We start from the raw sequence: 17,908 nt of genomic DNA, 5'->3' as shown, positions 1-17,908 counted from the left end.
GGTCTAGCTAGCGTCGCGAGTAGCTGCTGTTCGGGGTAGGGGGTCTCTTTTTGTGTGAGGGGTTTGGTTTAGACTCGTAAGTGATGTGTTGAGTGCGGAAAACCCCACCAAAGAACGACCGAGAGAAGCGCGACGGCGATGGCGACTAGCGCCGGGGGGACTATCCGGAATTTTCGGATAGTTCGCCAGAGAGACTTGCGCCAGGTCGCGTGGCAAAAACGACGAAAAAGATAAAACATGTCCCAAAAAGACTTGCGTTCGTCCCAAGATGTCTCTATGCTTGTGTGTAGTGAAGGGAGATACCATGAAGAAGCGCAATGTTGTCAACCTTATCCGGTATCACGAAGATAAAAATGAATCAGCATTCCTGGTCGAGGCAGCCGAAATTGCGCGTAGCTTTGAGGCTGCCGGGGACGTGGAGTTAGCAGCGTATATTATGGCTCTTATTTCGGACGCTAACACTTTTGTTCCGCAAACGCTAGGGGAAGACGGGGGAGATTTTCTTCGAAGTTTTGAGTCTGCCTCAGCGTCATTGCCTCTTCCGGACGCTATAGCCATGGACGTGACCGGTGTATGCAATGCAATATCCCACAATATCGGGGTAAATAAGTTTTTGTTCCAAGGCCCCCCGGGCACCGGGAAGACCCAAACGTCTCGTCAAATCGCCAGGATAACTAATCGTGATATTTATCTGGTGGATTTTAACGCGGTTATTGACAGCAAACTTGGACAAACGGGCAAGAATATTGGTCACCTTTTCGCAGAAATAAACGAGATGCGGCACCCTGATAAAGCAGTGGTCTTGTTCGATGAAATAGATGCACTGGCACTCGACCGGGTAAACCATCATGATGTCCGGGAAATGGGTAGAGCTACTTCGGCATTATTAAAGGAACTCGACTCTCTAAATGAACAGGTGGTATTGATTGCCACTACCAACCTTTATGCGGCACTAGATAAAGCTCTCGTCAGAAGATTTGATTCCATTCTTGATTTTGGTCGCTACAGCAGGGATGATCTGTTAGAAATTTCTGAAGTGATGCTGAGCGGATTGTTGGACAAGTTCAAAAATGTGGCACACAATATGCGTTTGTTCCGAAAAATCATGAATCAAATGCAGAAGATTCCTTATCCGGGAGAGCTTGAGAATATGCTGCGAACTTCACTTGCCTTCAGTAAACCTGGTGATCTATACGATTATCTACGCCGTCTTTACTCCCAGGCTTGTCCGGATACTTCTATCAGGGATTATGCAACATTGAGTCGGCAAGGTTTCACGTTGCGAGAAATTGAAGTGCTTTCCCAGGTGCCGAAGACAACTATTTCCCGGGAACTACGGGAGGTGCGTGGTGAATAACCTGCTTCAGCTTAAAGGTCAGTTCCAAACCAAAGGTGCTCGGCGACCAGGTTTGCCTCAACTACCCAAGAATGGGGAAGTCAGTGCCGATCACCTGTTAGATTTGCGTCAACAGCTGATGGAAATAAAGGACTATTGGCAGAAAAAGCAGATACCCTTTAATCCATTGATCAGCGTTTACTATAAAAAAATAACGGCTAAAAGTAACCGGATTCGCCGCCTACTTGGCGGAGGCAGCTCTAAAGCTAGTAATTTCATTGTAGGAGCCTGCTTCGAGGGGAACTACCAGAACACCCACCATGTAATTACCTATTGTGTCAGCGAAACCACTGTTGATGATTCTATCGAAATGTTGGATAACTGCGCAGCAATTGTTGGACAACACGGTGGCACTATCAATTATGAAATACTGGAGCAGCTAAAAAAGACTCCCAGCAATCAGTGGAGTTATGAACCGTCCAAAAACAGCTTTTTGCAGGTAATCAGGGATGCTTATTTCGCTGAGCGTTTCAGCATACGTGCTCAGCAGGAGGCAGTTGACGGCTGGGTAGTTGTAAATCTTTACGATACCGGATACAGCGATGTTCGTGATTTTCTAGATGGTTTGGGTTTAAGAGTCACGCCTGACCAGGTTTTGGGAAGCGCTCTCCGGTTGAGCCCGGAGCAATACAGTGTATTGATAGGGAAATACCCCTTCCTGGTATCGATGGCGATTTCCGATATCTCCAAATTAACCCCCGAAGAGTTCAGCGGTGCAGGTATTAATCCTTTGGATATACCTAAACCAGGTCATGAACCCATCATCGGAGTGATTGATACCCCGTTTGATGAAAACGCGTATTTCTCCGATTGGGTTGAGTCGATAAATTTAATTCCATCTGAAATTGAAATACATCCAGAGGATCGTGCTCACGGGACAAAAGTTACATCGCTTATTGTCGACGGTCCAAGTCTAGTACCGGACTTGGATGACGGTTGTGGTCGTTTCCGGGTGCGGCACTTTGGGGTCGCTACGGGGTCGCGGTCGGATTCGTTTGCATTCATGAGGCGAGTGAATAGTATCGTGGAACAGAACCGTGACATTAAAGTATGGAACATTTCCCAGGGTTCTGTGCGAGAGGTTGCGCGTAACTTCGTGTCTCCTGAGGGAGCTATTCTGGATGAATTGCAATCTCGATTTGATGACATTGTTTTTGTGGTGGCAGGTACCAATCAAACGCAGGAACAACAACAGAAAATCGGTGCTCCCGCTGATTCGATTAATTCCTTGGTTGTAAATGCAACCTCATTTTCCGGTGAAACTGCCAGCTATTCCCGAAGTGGTCCGGTCTTGGAATTCTTCAAAAAACCTGACGTCTGCGCAGTTGGTGGGGATCGGGATATCCCCATGTTTACCTATGCGGGAAACGGGGGTTCATGGGTACAGGGGACTTCTTTTGCGGCACCGTGGATAGCGCGTAAAATGGCTTATTTAATGCAGATAATAGGATTTAACCGCGAAGTTGCCAAAGCGCTGATAATTGACGCGGCTGCGGGATGGGACTTTCGTGAGGACTATAAGCGAGGCTATGGTCAGGTTCCCATTCGCATAGAGGATTTGGTTAAGTCTAAAGATGATGAAATTAAATTTGTATTGACTGGGATGTCTGATTCTTATGAAACTTATAACTTCGATATTCCAGTGCCGGTTGTGAATGGCAAGCACCCGTATATTGCCCGCGCCACCTTGTGCTATTTTCCCCCGTGTGACCGCCGTCAAGGCGTGGACTATACCAGTACTGAATTGGATTTACACTTTGGGCGTATTGATGACAAGGACAGTTTGAGAGCGGTTAACAATAACCGCCAAGGTGAAAATGATGATTTCACTACTGAGGGCACAGCGCGTAACAGCTACCGAAAGTGGGATAACGTCAAACATATCGGCGAGAATTTTAGTAATGGTCAGCGCGGTAGGAAGGCCTACAAGACGCAGATGTGGGGGTTGAAAATCCGCAAGACCACCAGGTGGGATAAGCCTGCGAGCGCACCATTTGGAAATTTGCGGTTTGGAATAGTAGTTACTTTACGGGAAATGGAGGGTGTGAATCGCATCGACGAGTTTATTCAAAAGTGTTCGCTGCGTGGTTGGATTGTACACAGCGTAGACGTGCAAAACAGGGTGGATATCTACAATGCCGCCGAGGTCGAGATAAATTTTAAAGAATAACTTTTATCTTTACATGAAGAAATGTGCCTCCGGAACCCATCTTGCTATCGAAACAAATCGTTGGGTTTAGCGGGGGGATGGGAGAGCCGCGCGGCGCAAACAGTTGGTTTAGACTCGGAAGTGACACTTCGCGCGTTAGTGTCGCTTCGCGGGCGAGAAACTCCAATCGAAGGATAATTAGGAGAAACGGTATGGCGAAGAATACTAAAGCTAAAAAGAGCTTGGAACAGACCTTGTGGGAGGCCGCCGATAAGCTGCGGGGCAACCAGGAACCTTCGGAATACAAGCACGTGGTCTTGGGGTTGGTGTTCTTAAAGTACGTGTCTGATCGGTTTAACGAGCGGCGCGCCGAGCTTAACCAGGAACTTCGCGAGGACGGGATCGATGAATCTCAAATTGCGGACTTCTTGGAAGATCGCGACGAATACGCGGGGCATAACGTCTTTTGGATTCCCGAGGGTGCGCGTTGGGAAAATCTGCAAGCCAGTGCAAAACAGCCAGGGATTGGGCAGTTAATCGACGATTCGATGGTGTCGATTGAAAAAGAAAATCCCAGTTTGAGCGGGGTGTTGCCGCGCAACTATGGGCGGGAGGGACTCGACAAGAAACGCTTGGGTGAACTGGTTGACTTGATTGGAACCATCGGGTTCGGTACCGACACTGATCATGGTTCCGATGATGTGTTGGGTACTGTTTACGAGTATTTCCTGGGGCAGTTTGCCGGCAAAGAAACCGGTAAAGAGGGCGGAGCGTTTTATACTCCCCGCTCGGTAGTACAGACCCTGGTGGAGATGCTGCAACCATTTGCCGGGCGGGTGCTGGATCCTTGCTGCGGCAGCGGGGGAATGTTCGTACAATCAGCCAAGTTTGTGGACGCGCATGGAGGCAACCGTAATCAGTTGTCGGTTTATGGGCAGGAGTTTACTGACACCACCTGGAAGCTGGCCAAGATGAACTTGGCTTTGCGAGGGATTGACGCTGATTTGGGAAAAAAATCGGCGGATTCTTTTACTGAGGATTTACATCCTGACTTGCGGGCAGATTTCATTATCGCTAACCCTCCGTTTAATATCTCGGATTATTGGAGTGAGTCCCTAGCTGACGATCCTCGCTGGGCCTATGCCACCCCGCGTCCCGGAAACGCCAACTATGCCTGGATTCAACATTTCCTCTATCACCTGGCGCCATCCGGCACTGCAGGTTTCGTTATGGCGAACGGAGCGCTGTCTTCCGGTGATGGCACTGACCCGGAGATTCGCCGCGAGCTAGTCGAAAACGAGATGGTGGATTGCGTCGTAGCGATGCCGGACAAGTTGTTCTTAAACACCGGGATTCCCGCCAGCTTGTGGTTCCTATCCAAGAATCGCCACGGTAATGGACATCGTCCACGGACAGGGGAAGTCTTGTTTATTGACGCGCGCCGCATGGGGAGGATGGTTACCCGTGCCCGCCGAGAGATGACGAGCGAAGATATTAAGAAGATTGCGGGCACCTACAATGCTTGGCGCTCAAAGAGTGACCATGAAAAATATGCCGACGAACCCGGGTTCTGTAAAGTGGCCTCTCTAAATGAAATCGCGGATAACGATTTTGTACTTACCCCCGGACGTTACGTAGGGATTCCTGAAGTCGAACAGGATGACGAACCTATAGACAAGAAGATCGCGCGCCTAAAGCAAGAACTATTTGCCGAGTTTGAGCGCGGACGCCAGCTTGAAGCTGAGATTAAGCAAAGGCTGGGTGGCCTGGAATGAGTCTATTGCCCATGAAAACTTATCGCTTAGGCGATCTTGGCAAAATCGTCACCGGTACCACCCCGCCGAAAGCACATCCCGAGTGGTTTGCTAGTTCGGGAGTACCTTTCGTAACACCATCTGATATTAAAGCGAAAGATACAACGCTGAAAACAGCAAGATTTATTTCGAGCACTGGCGTAGGGGCATTAAGAAATAGAGTGCTTCCACCTAAAGCTATTTCGGTTGTCTGCATTGGATCGACAATCGGGAAAATGTCATACCTGCGTACCCCAGTTTGTACTAATCAACAAATCAATTCGTTGATTGTAGACACTTCGAAAGCCTCAAGTAGATTTTTATATTACCGAATGTGGGAAATCGCGGATTCTCTGAAGCAGGTTGCCGGAGGCTCTGCCAGCCCTATTGTAAATAAAACAGCATTTTCGCAATTAAAAATTGATTTGCCGGATATGCAGATTCAACAGGGCATTGCCGCGACGCTGGGGGCGCTGGACGATAAAATCGAGTCTAATATTCTGTTTGCACATAAGCTAAATCAGATTGCGAATACCTTGGTAGAGCAGAAGCTAAAAAATGACTCTACTAAATCATGTAAGTTGCAGGATTTAGTTTCTTTCAACAGGCAGCAAGTTAAACCGAATTCGACTGACGGTGTGCATTACGTAGATATTTCTTCGGTTTCGGTAGGGCGAATTAATACGGTTCAGCAAATGTCATGGGATGAAGCGCCATCACGTGCTAGAAGAGGAGTGTCTGACGGAGATTTAATTTTCTCCACTGTTCGCCCAGGTAGGCAAGCTTTTGCTTTAGTGCTTATGCCGCATCCACTTACTGTAGTTTCTACCGGGTTCGCAGTTATTAGGCCGATCGCTCCTCTTGGGTCCTCGGTGTTAACCTACATTGCCAGTAGAAAATCGTTCGCAAGCTACTTACAGAGCAATTCCTATGGCAGTGCCTATCCTGCAGTGAGTGTTTCCGCGATAGGGGAATATGAAGTCAATATTCCAACAGACGAACGAGCACTCAGGGAAATCGAATCAATGACCATGCCGATGAGAATTATGAGTCATTATAGAATTCTGGAAAATCAAGTTCTTGCCTCCCTCCGAGACACACTTTTGCCGGAGCTGATGTCGGGGCGGATCCGCGTTCCCGAAGCGCGGGAAGTTGTCCAGGAGGCTACCGATACCGAGCTGCCGGAGGGGGAAAATGACTAAGAAACTCATACGGCATTACTCGGGTCAGTTCCTGGTCTTCACCGCTCAGTCCGGTGTAGGTGTCGAAGTGCGCTATGAGGACGGCACTATCTGGTTATCCCAAGCCCTGATGGCTGAGCTATTTGACGTTGATGTTAGGACAGTAAACGAGCATCTTAAGACCATTTTTTCTTCCGGTGAGTTAAGCCCTGAGGCAACTATCCGGATTTTCCGGATAGTTCGCCAAGAAGGCTCTCGCCAGGTAGCGCGGCAGATCCAGCACTACAACCTAGATGCCATTATTTCCGTTGGCTACCGCGTAAATTCTATTCGCGCTACCCAGTTCCGGCAGTGGGCAACCGCTGTTCTTCGCGACTTTACTTTGCGTGGCTATATTATTGACCGCGACCGTATGGAGTCGGGGAAGATTCTCGGGCATGACTATTTTGAGGAACTACTCCAAGAAGTCCGCGAGATTCGTCTCTCCGAGCGCCGCTTTTACCAAAAAATAACCGACATCTATGCCACCGCAGTCGACTACAACCCCGATGCCCCCACCACCAAAACATTCTTCGCTGCCGTTCAAAACAAACTACATTTCGCGGTGCATGGTCATACCGCTGCCGAGTTGATTGCCCAGCGAGCTGACGCCGCCAAACCGCATATGGGGTTAACGACTTGGAAAAACTCTCCGGATGGGAAAGTTCTAGCCAGCGATGTTACCGTCGCCAAGAACTACCTCACGAAAGATGAATTGGCTGATTTAGGACGAATTGTTGAAGCCTATCTAAACCTGGCAGAATCGCGTGCCAAGCGGCATATTCCCACCACCATGGAAGAATGGGAAGAATTCCTGAACCAAGTACTCACTCTTGATAGTCGCGAACTCTTGGATAACGCCGGGAAAATCTCTAAGAAAATAGCTGACCAGAGAGCCAAAGAAGAACTGGAAAAATATCGGGTAATCCAAGACGTGGAATATCAATCCGATTTCGACAAGTTTGCTGCCGAAGCTTTGGAGGCGAGGGATGGCCATGACGACACTGAATGAAAACACCGTAGAGATTGCCGCCCTTAAATGGCTACAAGAAATCGGATATCAAACCGGGAATGTCTCAAAAGATACTCCGACGGGGGCAGTGCGCGAAAAACTATCCGATGCCGTGTTGTGGGTGCGCGTGGAAGATGCGTTGCGGCGTTTAAATCCCGGCGCCTCCTCGCCCATGATTACCGAAGCTCTAAAACGCCTGCAGCGCGCCGATTCCCAAGACGAAGCCTTAGAAAACCAGCGAATGCACGACCTGATGGTGCAAGGAATCCCGGTAGAAACTAGGGCGGGTGACGGTCAGACAGTAACGAAACTACTGCAGGTAATCGATTTCGATAATCCTGCCAGCAATGACTGGCTGGCTCTCAACCAGGTAACCATTATTCAAAACGGACACAATCGCCGCCCCGACGTTCTGATATTCCTAAACGGCCTACCGGTAGGGCTAATGGAGCTAAAGAACCCTGCCGATGAACACGCCACTATGCGTAACGCCTGGAACCAGATTCAAACCTATCGCCACGACATTCCGGTAGTTTTTACCCCCAATGTGGTCACCATAATTTCCGATGGCACCAGTGCAGCGATGAGTTCCTTCACCGGCGGATTTGAACATTACGCCCCCTGGAAAACTATGGACGGGCGAGAAGTAGTAACTAACCGTCCCGCCCTAGAAGTACTAATAAAAGGGGTCTTCACCCCGCAACGTTTCCTAGATATACTGCGCAATTTCGTGGTTTATTCCGATGAAGCCATAACCGACCCGACAAGTGGGCAACGCCGGTGCGCCCTCATCAAACGGGTAGCTAAATACCATCAATACTGGGCAGTAAACGCTGCCGTGGAATCTACGGTTAAGGCATCTGGTCCGGACGGGAACCGCCGCGGCGGGGTAGTCTGGCACACCCAAGGCTCCGGGAAAAGCTTCGAAATGGTTTTTTACGCCGCGAAACTGCTGCGCGACCCGCGAATGAAAAACCCCACCCTGGTATTCATCACTGACCGCAACGACCTAGATGACCAACTCTTCGGCGAGGTGTTCGCCCCCGCGCAGATTCTCCCCGAAAATCCGGTGCAAGCCACTGGCAGAGATAATCTACGGGAACTGCTGACCCGAGAATCTGGGGGAATCGTCTTCACCACCCTCCACAAGTTTGCTCCCGGCGAGGACGGTGACCTTAACCCCGTCCTCACCGATCGGCGGAATGTAGTAGTAGTTGCCGATGAGGCGCACCGCTCCCAATACGGATTTTCTGAAACCCTGGACGCAAAAGGACGGCTAAAAACTGGTTTAGCGAAACATATGCGCGACGCCCTGCCAAACGCCACCTTCCTGGGATTTACCGGTACCCCGATTGAATCTAATGACCGTTCCACTCGGGCAGTATTCGGCGATTATATAGACGTCTATGACCTCACCCGGGCAGTAGAAGATGGCGCTACCGTCAAGATATTTTACGAATCCCGCCTCGCCAAAATTAACCTCAGCGAGGATGCTCTGACCGGGGCAGATGCCCTCATAGATGAGGCTGCCAAAGACGATGTCAGCGAGTCCAGTGAGAAAGCCAAGAGCAAATGGTCGCAGCTGGAAGCCCTGGTGGGGGCAGGTTCACGTCTAGATGTGGTGGCGGCAGATATTGTTAACCATTGGGAACAACGCCGAGAAGCCATGGCCGGCAAAGCCATGATCGTGACTATGAGCCGGCGAATCGCCGTGGAACTGTACAACAAAATCACCCGGCTTCGCCCCCAATGGCATTCCGATGACCTGGATAAGGGCAAAATCAAAGTGGTGATGACCGGCTCGGCTGCCGATCCCGCCAGTTTCCAACCCCATATCCACTCCAAAGAGGAACGCCGCGACCTGAAACTACGCGCCAAAAACCCCGAAGATGAATTGGAAATCGTAATTGTGCGCGATATGTGGCTGACCGGCTTTGATTCGCCCTCCATGCACACTATGTATGTAGATAAGCCCATGCAAGGCGCCGGGTTGATGCAAGCAATCGCCAGAGTAAATCGAAAATTCAAAGACAAGCCCGGCGGACTAATCGTGGACTATATCGGGCTGTTTTCCTCCCTACAGAAAGCTTTGAGTGCCTATTCCTCTTCTGACCGCGAACAAGCCGGGGTACCCATAGAACAACTAATCCAAGTCATGGAAGAAAAATACGATGTAATCAAAGGAATTTTGCATCCGGTTACTTATGATTCTTCCCCCCAGCTCCCCGCCGATGAGCGCCTCGCCCAATACGCAACAGTGCTGGATTATGTGCTCTCCGATGAGGAAGTAACCAAACGTTACCTAGACCAAGTGTTAGCACTGGCGAAAGCCTATGCACTGGTATCCTCGCGTCCCGAAGCGTTGGAAATTCGGGATGATGTGCGCCTGTTTACCGATGTGCGCACGGCAACGCTAAAGATCCTTAACCCAGATGCAGGAGGATCCCGGCAGGGCAGCAGCAATATCGATTCCGTATTATCCCAACTGGTTAACGAGTCGGTTACCGCAGACCAGGTGGTAGACGTTTACCAGGTAGCCGGGATGGAACGCCCAGAGCTGTCTTTACTATCGGATGAGTTCTTGGATTCCATCGGTAAAAGCGGAAAACCAAACTTGCAGCTAGGATTGCTGCGCAGATTGCTGACGGATCAGATTCACACTCTGGCACGCACGAATCTGGTGCAGTCACGTAAGTTTTCCCAAATGCTTGCTGACGCGGTGAAGCGCTACACTAACCGCTCCCTAACAACCGCCGAGATTATCGCGGAATTGGTGGCTTTGGCTAAAGAAATGCGCGAAAATCAGAAACGGGCAGAGGAATTGGGACTCAGTGACGCCGAGGTCGCCCTCTATGATGCGGTGATTCAAAATGATTCCGCCATTTTGCAGATGGGGGATGAGGTTCTTAAAACCATTGCCAGGGAATTGGTGGAAACTATTAGACGCTCCGCCACTATTGACTGGATGCAAAAAGAATCAGTGCGGGCTCGGATGCGTTCGCGGATAAAACGACTGCTCGCTAAATACAAGTATCCACCCGATAAGCAAGAGGCTGCAGTCAAACTGATTATTGAACAAGCTGAGCACCTAGTGGATGAAGAATCCCTAGACCGCTGACGGCACTTTGTCTTCCTAGGCTAATTGAAACAAGTCGTAAAGAAAGATTTAACCTTGTCCTCTGTACTCCAGCTTTGCAGAGGTATGTGATCGCAGTTGCCAGCTTAAGCTCATTCTCAGCGTTGTTCGCAATAGATTTTTGCAACCTGCATTGTAAGGTTTGACTATTGCAGGGTACATTTCCAGGGATGCAGTTTGTGGAGAGCGTCAGCTACCGGATCTGTTCAATCCCTTCGCCTTCGCCCCAGGCTTTGTCCGCGGTCAGGACGGTGGCGCCCAGGCGTTTGCCGAGGGCGAGGCAAAGGCGGTCGCCTAGGGAAAGGCTCGTGCCGGGCTGCCACATCTGCGCCGCCGCGACCGCGTCGGATTCGCTGACCTCGCGTACTTTCAGCCCGTATGAGAACAGCAAATTCGTGGCCAGGGAAACGTCCGCCCCGCGGGAGATGAGCTTTTGGATGACTTCTGACCAGTTCGCGGCGCTTACTACGCCTTGCCCCAGTGCCTGCTCTACACGCTGCCAACCGGGTTCCTCCTGCAAAAACGCCAGCAGCGCCGAAGCGTCTAAGACAAACATTACGAAGATTCTTTCTGAGCCGCGCTGCGCCGTTCCGCGATGAGTTCCTGAACCAGGCTGCTCGCCCCGATTTGCTTCTTTACCAGCTGTTTGGCCTGTTCGCGGGTCATGGCGATGACTCCGTGCGGGGTTTCGAGCATCAGCAATTGAGTGCCTTGCTCCCACTTTTGATTGTGGCGCAGCGCCGAGGGAATGACCAGGCGCCCCCGGTCTCCCATAACGGTCGCATATGTGGTACTCATACTATGAGTGTACCACATGGGGAATTCGCGTGTACTCAAATGCGGACGTATGAACGGTCACGCAATGTTGAAAACAGAAATAAACGAAACCTATACGCCACTCAGACGTACTGACCGTCCCACTTGGCTTATGCGAGACCACCACCCGCCGCGCGGCCTTTTGCCCGTTACGCGACTACTTGGCCTAACGTACCTGCCCGACCTCACAACCGACCTGGTGAACGCCGCGAACAAACTCAGTTCGCAACCCGATGGTGCGCAGGATAGCTGCCGGGAGCAAGCGGCAGGAAGGTGTAGCCGTTCTGCTTGCCCCAGTCGATGACCTGGGGCATCGCGTCGACAGTGGTGGGGTGGATGTCATGGCAAAGGACTACTGACACCGATTTCCCCCTTACCCCGGCGGTAATCTTTTGAAAGACGGAAGCGCTGTTGGTGTGTCCCGAAGCGTCCCCGCTTTCCACGTTCCAGTCGAAATAGGTGTAGCCTTTCACGGCCATGAGTTTGGTCAGGCGGCTCATGATTCCGGGCGAGTAGCTGCGGCTCACGGTGTTGGAGCTGCCCCCGGGGAACCGCATCAGCTTGGTGTCCTGGCCGGTCTGCGACCGAATAACCTGCGCCATGCGGTCGAAGTCCGCCCAGTAGGCGTCGTCGCTGGCGTAAACCTGGGAATACTGGTGGGTATAGGTGTGGATCCCCACCGAGTGCCCTTCGCGGTAAGCGCGCCCAATCATGTCAGTGTGCCCCATCGTGTTGGTCACAAAGAACGTCGCCTTCACCCCTTTGGCTGCCAAAATATCCAACAGATGAGCCGTCGCCGGTCCGGGTCCATCGTCGAAGGTTAGATAGATAACTTTGTCCAAGCCTGCCGCTGGGTCTGCGTTGGGGGACACGGGCGGCATCACGGTGACCTGGCGAGTCGCTGTGCCCTGGTTTCCGCTGGAGTCCGAGACTTGGTAGCGCAGCGTGTATGACCCCGCCGCGTTCACGTTTACTTGGCCGTCGACCTGGACTTTCGCGGTCAAATCGCCGTCCACGTTGTCTGTGGCGGAATAGGAGTCCTGCCAGGGCAGGCCGTAGGGGAGGGTAATCTGTTCCCCGCCGTCGACCGTGATGGCGGGCGGTTGGGAATCCTGAACGGTCACTTTGCGGGTCTTTTTTCCCTCGACTCCGCGGTATTTCGCTGCATAAGTGATTTCATAAGTGCCGACTTTGGAAGTGTCGACTTTTCCGGTGGTGTGCAGCTTGAGGTCGTCGTGAGTAAAGGTGAACAGGGTACTGGTTCCATAAGCGGTGGCGCCGGGGTCTTTCCACGCGTCGCCGTATTCAACAGTGCTGGTGGAGTCGCCTTTCAGGGTGATGATGACTTCCCATTTGTTGACCAGGTAAATGGTGATTCCGCCGATTGCGGCGGCAACGGAAATCACAGCCAGGATACTGGCAATCCAAATCTTCGATTTCCTGCTCACTTAACCACCTCCCGCCAGCAAAACTTTACCAAAGAATCATGTCCTGATAAACCCTTAATCCAGCTAAATCCTTGGGAAATTCGGCACCTGAGCAGCCGTCTTTACCCACCAAAGACCGCGAAACCATCCTTGTGAACGGCATTATTATGTGCTTATGAGCGAATCTAAAAGGTTGGACACATGGGAGCGTTTCACGGATTGGCCGCTGTTGATTCTGGCGGTCCTATTTTTGGGGGCCTACGCCTGGGAAGTTATCGGTAACCTACAAGGCCGGGCCGCCAGCGTTACAGAGCTCATCATGAATGTGGTGTGGGCCGCGTTTGTCGCTGATTACGTGGTGCGGCTTTTCTTGGCGAAGCCGCGCTTCAAGTGGTTCATCACGCACCTGTTTGATTTGCTCATAGTGGCGCTGCCAATCTTACGGCCGCTGCGATTACTGCGGCTCGTAACTTTTGTGAAAGTACTTGGTCGCAAGGCCGGTTCGACCTTTCGCGGCAAGATAGCCCTGTACTCGGTGGCAAGCACGGCACTGCTGATTTTTGTGGCTGCGCTGGCTGTGCTGGATGCGGAGCATGGTGTCTCGGATGCGCTGATTACGTCTTTTCCACAGGCGATTTGGTGGGCTTTCGAGACGATTACCACAGTGGGCTACGGAGACTTGTATCCGATTTCCGTCACTGGCCGCGTGGTTGCCTTATGCCTGATGACAGGCGGGGTGGCGCTTATTGGTGTCGTGACAGCGACCTTAGCTTCGTGGGTTGTAGACGTGGTGAATGAAAAAAATGAGCAGGATCGGGCGGCCACCAGTGCTGAAATCAACGAACTGAAACAACAGATTAGTGAACTCACGCTGTTAGTGGAGTCGAAACGGTAACAATTCGCTGAGCTATGCAGGCTGGTCGAAACCAATTTCGCAGGTGGTCAGCCGAGCAGGGGGAGCTGTTGACAGAGATTTCTCACTCCGATTGGCACTTTTTTCGAGGCGTAAATCCTAGAATTCGTTTTATGTTTAAGAAAACTCTCGCCGGCGTTGCCGCCGCTGCTCTTGCTCTAACTCTGCAAATTCCCGCGCAAGCCGCGGGCACTCGTATTGCTGGCCCGGACCGTTATGCAACGTCCCTGGCTATTGCTCAGACGTACTTCCCCGCTGCGAAAAACGTGTTTGTCGCTACGGGAACGAATTTCCCCGACGCTTTGGCTGCCGGGCCGTGGGCCGCTACACAGCAGGCGCCCATTTTGTTGGTTGGCTCACAAATTACCGCCGATCAGCAGGCTTATCTGCAAAAGCTCGGTTCACCCAGCATTACGATTCTGGGCGGTGCCGGGGCGGTCTCGGAGCAAGTTGAGGCTCAGCTGACACAGTTCGGTTCGGTGCAACGAATTTCCGGAGCCAACCGTTACGAGACTGCCGAAAAAATTGCTCTGCAGTTCGGAAAAGCCGGGAAGCTGTATTTAGCGACTGGCACCGGTTTTGCGGATGCGCTGGCCGGGGGTGCGTTGGCCGCACAAGAGGGGGTGCCGATTATGCTTACCGGTCCGGGTGCGCAACAGTATGCGGTTTCGGTGGCTCAGCAGCTGGGCGCTACGGCTACTACGGCGCTGGGCGGTCCGGGTGCCCTTCCCGATGAATTCTTGGCGGGGCTGCCGAATCCGAACCGGATTTACGGAGCTAACCGATTCGAGACCGCGTCCCAAATTTTTGCTGCGAAGCCCGCTGCTAGTGCCTTCCTGGCGTCGGGAGTGAATTTCCCGGATGCCCTCTCGATTGTGCCCGCTGCCGGTCTGCAAAAGATGCCCTTGCTGCTAGCACAGCAGAATTGTTCGCCTGTTCAACCTTCCGTGCCGGTCACTTTCGTGGGAGGACCCGGTGCGTTGAGTGACAACTCCAATCTGCAATGTCAGGTCGCCCCGCAGCCCCAGCCGCAACCTAAACCCCAGCCAAAACCGCAACCACAACCTCAACCCCAGCCTTCTGGCAATGGAGGTGTGCAACCAATCGGTAAGGACTGCCCGGCAAACGCCCCAATCAAGGGGAACGCAAAATCCATGATTTATCACATGCCCGGTCAAAGTTTCTACGACCGCACTACTCCGGAGGCCTGCTTTGCTTCTCAAGCTGATGCGATAGCTGCTGGCTACCGCAAAGCAAAAGTTTGAGGCTGGGTCGTACCCGGCGGCGCGCCTGCTCAGCTGTGATCTAATGCTGCGCTCAAAATCAAACCCCCGGTGAGCACGATAAGCAACAGATAAATCCCTATTACTATCAGCATCCACAGCAGGGTGGCTTTGGCCCAGTTGGACTTGGCGGGCGAGGTTCCCGACCCGAAAGACCAGATGAGCAGCATAACGATGCCTACAATCGGCAGGGAAGCGAGGAAAATCGTCAGCATCCAAGGCCCCAGGCTGGTGTCATTATTCGGTTGCGCCGGAGTCTGCGAGGCGTAATAGTTCGGTGCGCCCGCGAACTGCTGAGGGGGGAGGCCGGAGTTTTGGACGGGGATTTGGCCTGTAGTCTGGGTCGGGAGCTGGCCGGCTGTTTGGTTCGGATTCTGTGGGGGTTGCTGGGGCGGTGGGAACTGGGCGGGATTGTAAGGGTTAGACATGGCTTCTCCTGAAGTGTTCCGGTGATGTAAACACAGTATCACTTGAAGATGTTACTGATTCGGGAAACGTTGCGTTGCAGGTTGTCCGTGTTGAGGAACGCTGAAGCCTTGAGTTAGGTCGGTCATCGGTAATGATGCTGTTCTGGGACAGTATTTTACTTTTTAGAGAGATATGTGTGATTTATTTACGCAAAGTTGACAGTTGTAGTGGAAAACGCTTAACAGTCAATGGCTATTCTTCGGATGCAATCAGCCATCTCTCAGTTTCTTTCAAGCAACTTCCAGGTGAGTGTGGTGGCCAACAAAGGAGAATGAATATGTTTAATCAGTCAAGAGCGCTAGGTTCACCCCGAAGGCTATTTCGGTTGGTGAGTATATTTTTCGTTTCATTACTGATCTTGGGGTTGACGGCAATCCAGCCTCCCAATCAGGCTCACGCCCAGGTGTATGTACAGTTTGTCAGCCCCAGCGATGATCCAATGAGTATAAATGACAGACTGTCGTCGCAGGACAACCTGTTTGTGTGGTACCGCGCAGATATGGGAACTGCTCCTCTTGCAGGCAATGGTGGTGGGGAAATTTGTATGGTGGATGCGACCGCGCAAGGTACAAATCCACCGTGCTTACCACGTTTCGAGGGTGATAGTAACTACATTAAAAAAATAGGTTACGGTGTGGCGAATCTGCAACACATTTTGATGGCTAAGGCACCAATCAAACCGGGAATTTACCAAATAAAAATGATGGTACAAGGAGCTCCGACTGGTTATTCGTCTCCGTTTACTGTCGATCCTTGTAGTTTGAGTGATAAAGAATGCCTAGCGGCAACGAAAATGAGCCAAGAAGCGGTGCAGCCGTATAAGGATTCGGCTAAGGAACAGTGGGGAAAGAGTTCTTGGGTTTGCAGTGGAACTAGCTTTATTCAATTCTGGGGCGGCAAAAAGGCAAAAGATTTAAAAAACATTCCCTCATTAGCTACTGATTTAGCATTTTGGGCTGTTAAAGAATTCACCGATTTAAAGCCTCAAGCACAAGCGATAGAAAAAGTTATTAAATACAAAAAGCTGGAGTATAAGCGTATTACCGGTAAAATAACTGAAGATGAGTATGTTACTAAATATGCAACTTCGAAGGTCAAGGAGATAGCTAAAGGTGTAGGTATTCCTTCAGGGTACGTAGATACGATGGATAATTTTTTCGTCGGGGGACCGACAGGAGCTGCAGCGTTGCAGCTGCTGAGAGATGTCAGCTGTGGACAGAAAGCGATGTACTGGGGGATTGCTAACGATCCGCCCCAGTATAATTACACCGAAAAACCAGTTGTTGTTAAACATGGTTTCGAACAACTACTCAAGGGCTCCCCGATAGACAGCACTCTGATTCATCTCGCTGATGAGATTAACTCTGCTCGTGCTGGCTTGGACGGTTTCGAGCGCTACCAAGGAGCCTTCGAGAAACATGATTGGAACGCGGCTGTTCAGCAACTGCGGTGGACTGCTGAATTTGTGAATAAACAGGCCGATGCCCGTCAGGCGGCTATAGACGAAGGAAACAAGGCTGTAGGTACAATAAACGCTGACGTGAAATTCGCGGAACTTTACGGAGCAGAATCGACCAGGAAAATTAACCAATTGTTTGATTTGTTCTCTGAGGGCGAGTTATCCGATGGATGGAAGGCCGTGTTGGCTGAAAACGGCTACAGCACGCAAGATATCGCGGATATGCAAGTCGCGCTTTCTCACGCTGGGGACTTGGAGGTTCCGACTCAGTCCGTCAAAGAAATGATGGATGTATATGTGGCATCACCGGAGTCAAAGTCCCTGGTGAGCGATTTGAGAACCTTTGCTGACAATTTGTTAGCGAACGCAGCCGGGTTGGAGGCTTTGGCAGCGGCGCAAGGTTCAATCCCTCCCGACCCCATCAATCCACAAGCCGTCGTGTATGCCCCGCAAGCTGTGGTTGAAACTCCTGGAACCAACACCGCAGACGTTGACTATGATATGCAAATCAAGGGCTCGCCTGAGCGCGTCACAAAGGTGCAGGCTTACGTGGATGAAAATCGGCTTTTCGACATGGATTTCGATGCTACCACTGGACATGCGAAAGGCGTGTTGGAGTCAATTCCGCTGGGTAGCTACACCTTGTACTCGAAAGTCACCTACGATAACGGCTATGTAGCCGCAGTGAATTTGGGTTCGCTTGCCGTAAAGCAGGGTGCGGCACCGACTCCGAATCCGAGTGTGGAGCCGACTCCGAATCCGAGTGTGGAGCCGACACCGGATCCGAGTGTGGAGCCGACACCGGATCCGAGTGTGGAGCCGACACCGGATCCGAG

At 51.5% G+C, this 17,908-nt stretch carries 12 protein-coding genes and 1 pseudogene; 9 read left to right on the top strand and 4 right to left on the bottom strand.

What is annotated here, in order from left to right:
• The first annotated feature begins 304 nt into the window (after nt 1–304).
• The 6 genes from RQ935_RS06310 to RQ935_RS06285 all read left to right on the top strand — a co-directional run bounded on the left by RQ935_RS06310 (nt 305) and on the right by RQ935_RS06285 (nt 10,688).
• Nucleotides 305–1,357, top strand: coding sequence for an ATP-binding protein (locus RQ935_RS06310; protein WP_311497647.1), 1,053 nt, complete (start codon nt 305–307; stop codon nt 1,355–1,357).
• Nucleotides 1,350–3,566 carry a S8 family peptidase gene (locus tag RQ935_RS06305; RefSeq protein ID WP_311497646.1) on the top strand — a complete coding sequence of 739 codons (2,217 nt, stop codon included), beginning with the start codon at nt 1,350–1,352 and terminating at the stop codon, nt 3,564–3,566. Before RQ935_RS06310 ends, RQ935_RS06305 begins: the two co-directional genes overlap by 8 nt.
• Nucleotides 3,567–3,757: 191 nt before the next feature.
• Nucleotides 3,758–5,320, top strand: coding sequence for a class I SAM-dependent DNA methyltransferase (locus tag RQ935_RS06300; RefSeq protein ID WP_311497645.1), 1,563 nt, complete (start codon nt 3,758–3,760; stop codon nt 5,318–5,320).
• Nucleotides 5,321–5,331: 11 nt separating this feature from the next.
• Nucleotides 5,332–6,540: a restriction endonuclease subunit S gene (locus RQ935_RS06295; protein WP_311497644.1), complete on the top strand. Its 1,209-nt coding sequence runs from the start codon at nt 5,332–5,334 to the stop codon at nt 6,538–6,540.
• The gene (locus tag RQ935_RS06290) at nt 6,533–7,570 is read left to right on the top strand and encodes a virulence RhuM family protein (RefSeq protein WP_311497643.1); all 1,038 of its coding nucleotides are present in this window, start codon (nt 6,533–6,535) and stop codon (nt 7,568–7,570) included. The genes RQ935_RS06295 and RQ935_RS06290 overlap by 8 nt, the downstream gene beginning before the upstream one ends.
• Nucleotides 7,554–10,688: a type I restriction endonuclease subunit R gene (locus tag RQ935_RS06285; RefSeq protein WP_311497642.1), complete on the top strand. Its 3,135-nt coding sequence runs from the start codon at nt 7,554–7,556 to the stop codon at nt 10,686–10,688. The genes RQ935_RS06290 and RQ935_RS06285 overlap by 17 nt, the downstream gene beginning before the upstream one ends.
• 211 nt (nt 10,689–10,899) lie before the next feature.
• On the opposite strand, the gene RQ935_RS06280 is transcribed toward RQ935_RS06285, so the two are convergent.
• The 3 genes from RQ935_RS06280 to RQ935_RS06270 form a co-directional block, all read right to left on the bottom strand.
• Nucleotides 10,900–11,262, bottom strand: a complete 363-nt coding sequence (locus RQ935_RS06280; RefSeq protein ID WP_311497641.1) for a type II toxin-antitoxin system VapC family toxin — start codon at nt 11,260–11,262, stop codon at nt 10,900–10,902.
• Nucleotides 11,262–11,504: an AbrB/MazE/SpoVT family DNA-binding domain-containing protein gene (locus RQ935_RS06275; RefSeq protein WP_311497640.1), complete on the bottom strand. Its 243-nt coding sequence runs from the start codon at nt 11,502–11,504 to the stop codon at nt 11,262–11,264. Before RQ935_RS06275 ends, RQ935_RS06280 begins: the two co-directional genes overlap by 1 nt.
• A 236-nt stretch (nt 11,505–11,740) precedes the next feature.
• Nucleotides 11,741–12,970: a polysaccharide deacetylase family protein gene (locus RQ935_RS06270; RefSeq protein ID WP_311497639.1), complete on the bottom strand. Its 1,230-nt coding sequence runs from the start codon at nt 12,968–12,970 to the stop codon at nt 11,741–11,743.
• A 154-nt stretch (nt 12,971–13,124) separates the two neighbouring features.
• Here RQ935_RS06270 and RQ935_RS06265 point away from each other — a divergent pair, with 154 nt between their 5' ends.
• Together RQ935_RS06265 and RQ935_RS06260 are read left to right on the top strand one after the other, a co-directional pair.
• Nucleotides 13,125–13,844 carry an ion channel gene (locus RQ935_RS06265; RefSeq protein ID WP_311497638.1) on the top strand — a complete coding sequence of 240 codons (720 nt, stop codon included), beginning with the start codon at nt 13,125–13,127 and terminating at the stop codon, nt 13,842–13,844.
• 131 nt (nt 13,845–13,975) lie between these two features.
• Complete coding sequence (locus RQ935_RS06260) at nt 13,976–15,127, top strand: cell wall-binding repeat-containing protein (protein ID WP_311497637.1); 1,152 nt, start codon at nt 13,976–13,978, stop codon at nt 15,125–15,127.
• Nucleotides 15,128–15,156: 29 nt separating this feature from the next.
• Here the strand turns inward: RQ935_RS06260 and RQ935_RS06255 are convergent, their stop codons facing one another.
• Nucleotides 15,157–15,573, bottom strand: coding sequence for a hypothetical protein (locus RQ935_RS06255; protein ID WP_311497636.1), 417 nt, complete (start codon nt 15,571–15,573; stop codon nt 15,157–15,159).
• Nucleotides 15,574–15,704: 131 nt separating this feature from the next.
• Between RQ935_RS06255 and RQ935_RS06250 the strand changes: the two are divergent.
• Nucleotides 15,705–17,908 (top strand): annotated as a pseudogene (locus RQ935_RS06250) (hypothetical protein); the annotation flags it as partial.

Origin of the sequence: uncultured Mobiluncus sp. (assembly GCF_963511525.1) — a bacterium.
In the GTDB taxonomy this organism is placed as follows: Bacteria; Actinomycetota; Actinomycetes; order Actinomycetales; family Actinomycetaceae; genus Mobiluncus.
Note: the sequence above shows the minus strand (reverse complement) of the source record. Positions and strands in the feature narration are given on the sequence as shown.

What these genes read in the sequence shown, in the direction of transcription:
- RQ935_RS06310 (WP_311497647.1), top strand. Translation starts at nt 305, where the DNA reads ATGAAGAAGCGCAATGTTGTCAACCTTATCCGGTATCACGAAGATAAA.
- RQ935_RS06300 (WP_311497645.1), top strand. Translation starts at nt 3,758, where the DNA reads ATGGCGAAGAATACTAAAGCTAAAAAGAGCTTGGAACAGACCTTGTGG.
- RQ935_RS06295 (WP_311497644.1), top strand. Translation starts at nt 5,332, where the DNA reads ATGAAAACTTATCGCTTAGGCGATCTTGGCAAAATCGTCACCGGTACC.
- RQ935_RS06290 (WP_311497643.1), top strand. Translation starts at nt 6,533, where the DNA reads ATGACTAAGAAACTCATACGGCATTACTCGGGTCAGTTCCTGGTCTTC.
- RQ935_RS06285 (WP_311497642.1), top strand. Translation starts at nt 7,554, where the DNA reads ATGACGACACTGAATGAAAACACCGTAGAGATTGCCGCCCTTAAATGG.
- RQ935_RS06280 (WP_311497641.1), bottom strand. Translation starts at nt 11,262, where the DNA reads ATGTTTGTCTTAGACGCTTCGGCGCTGCTGGCGTTTTTGCAGGAGGAA.
- RQ935_RS06275 (WP_311497640.1), bottom strand. Translation starts at nt 11,504, where the DNA reads ATGAGTACCACATATGCGACCGTTATGGGAGACCGGGGGCGCCTGGTC.
- RQ935_RS06265 (WP_311497638.1), top strand. Translation starts at nt 13,125, where the DNA reads ATGAGCGAATCTAAAAGGTTGGACACATGGGAGCGTTTCACGGATTGG.
- RQ935_RS06260 (WP_311497637.1), top strand. Translation starts at nt 13,976, where the DNA reads ATGTTTAAGAAAACTCTCGCCGGCGTTGCCGCCGCTGCTCTTGCTCTA.
- RQ935_RS06255 (WP_311497636.1), bottom strand. Translation starts at nt 15,573, where the DNA reads ATGTCTAACCCTTACAATCCCGCCCAGTTCCCACCGCCCCAGCAACCC.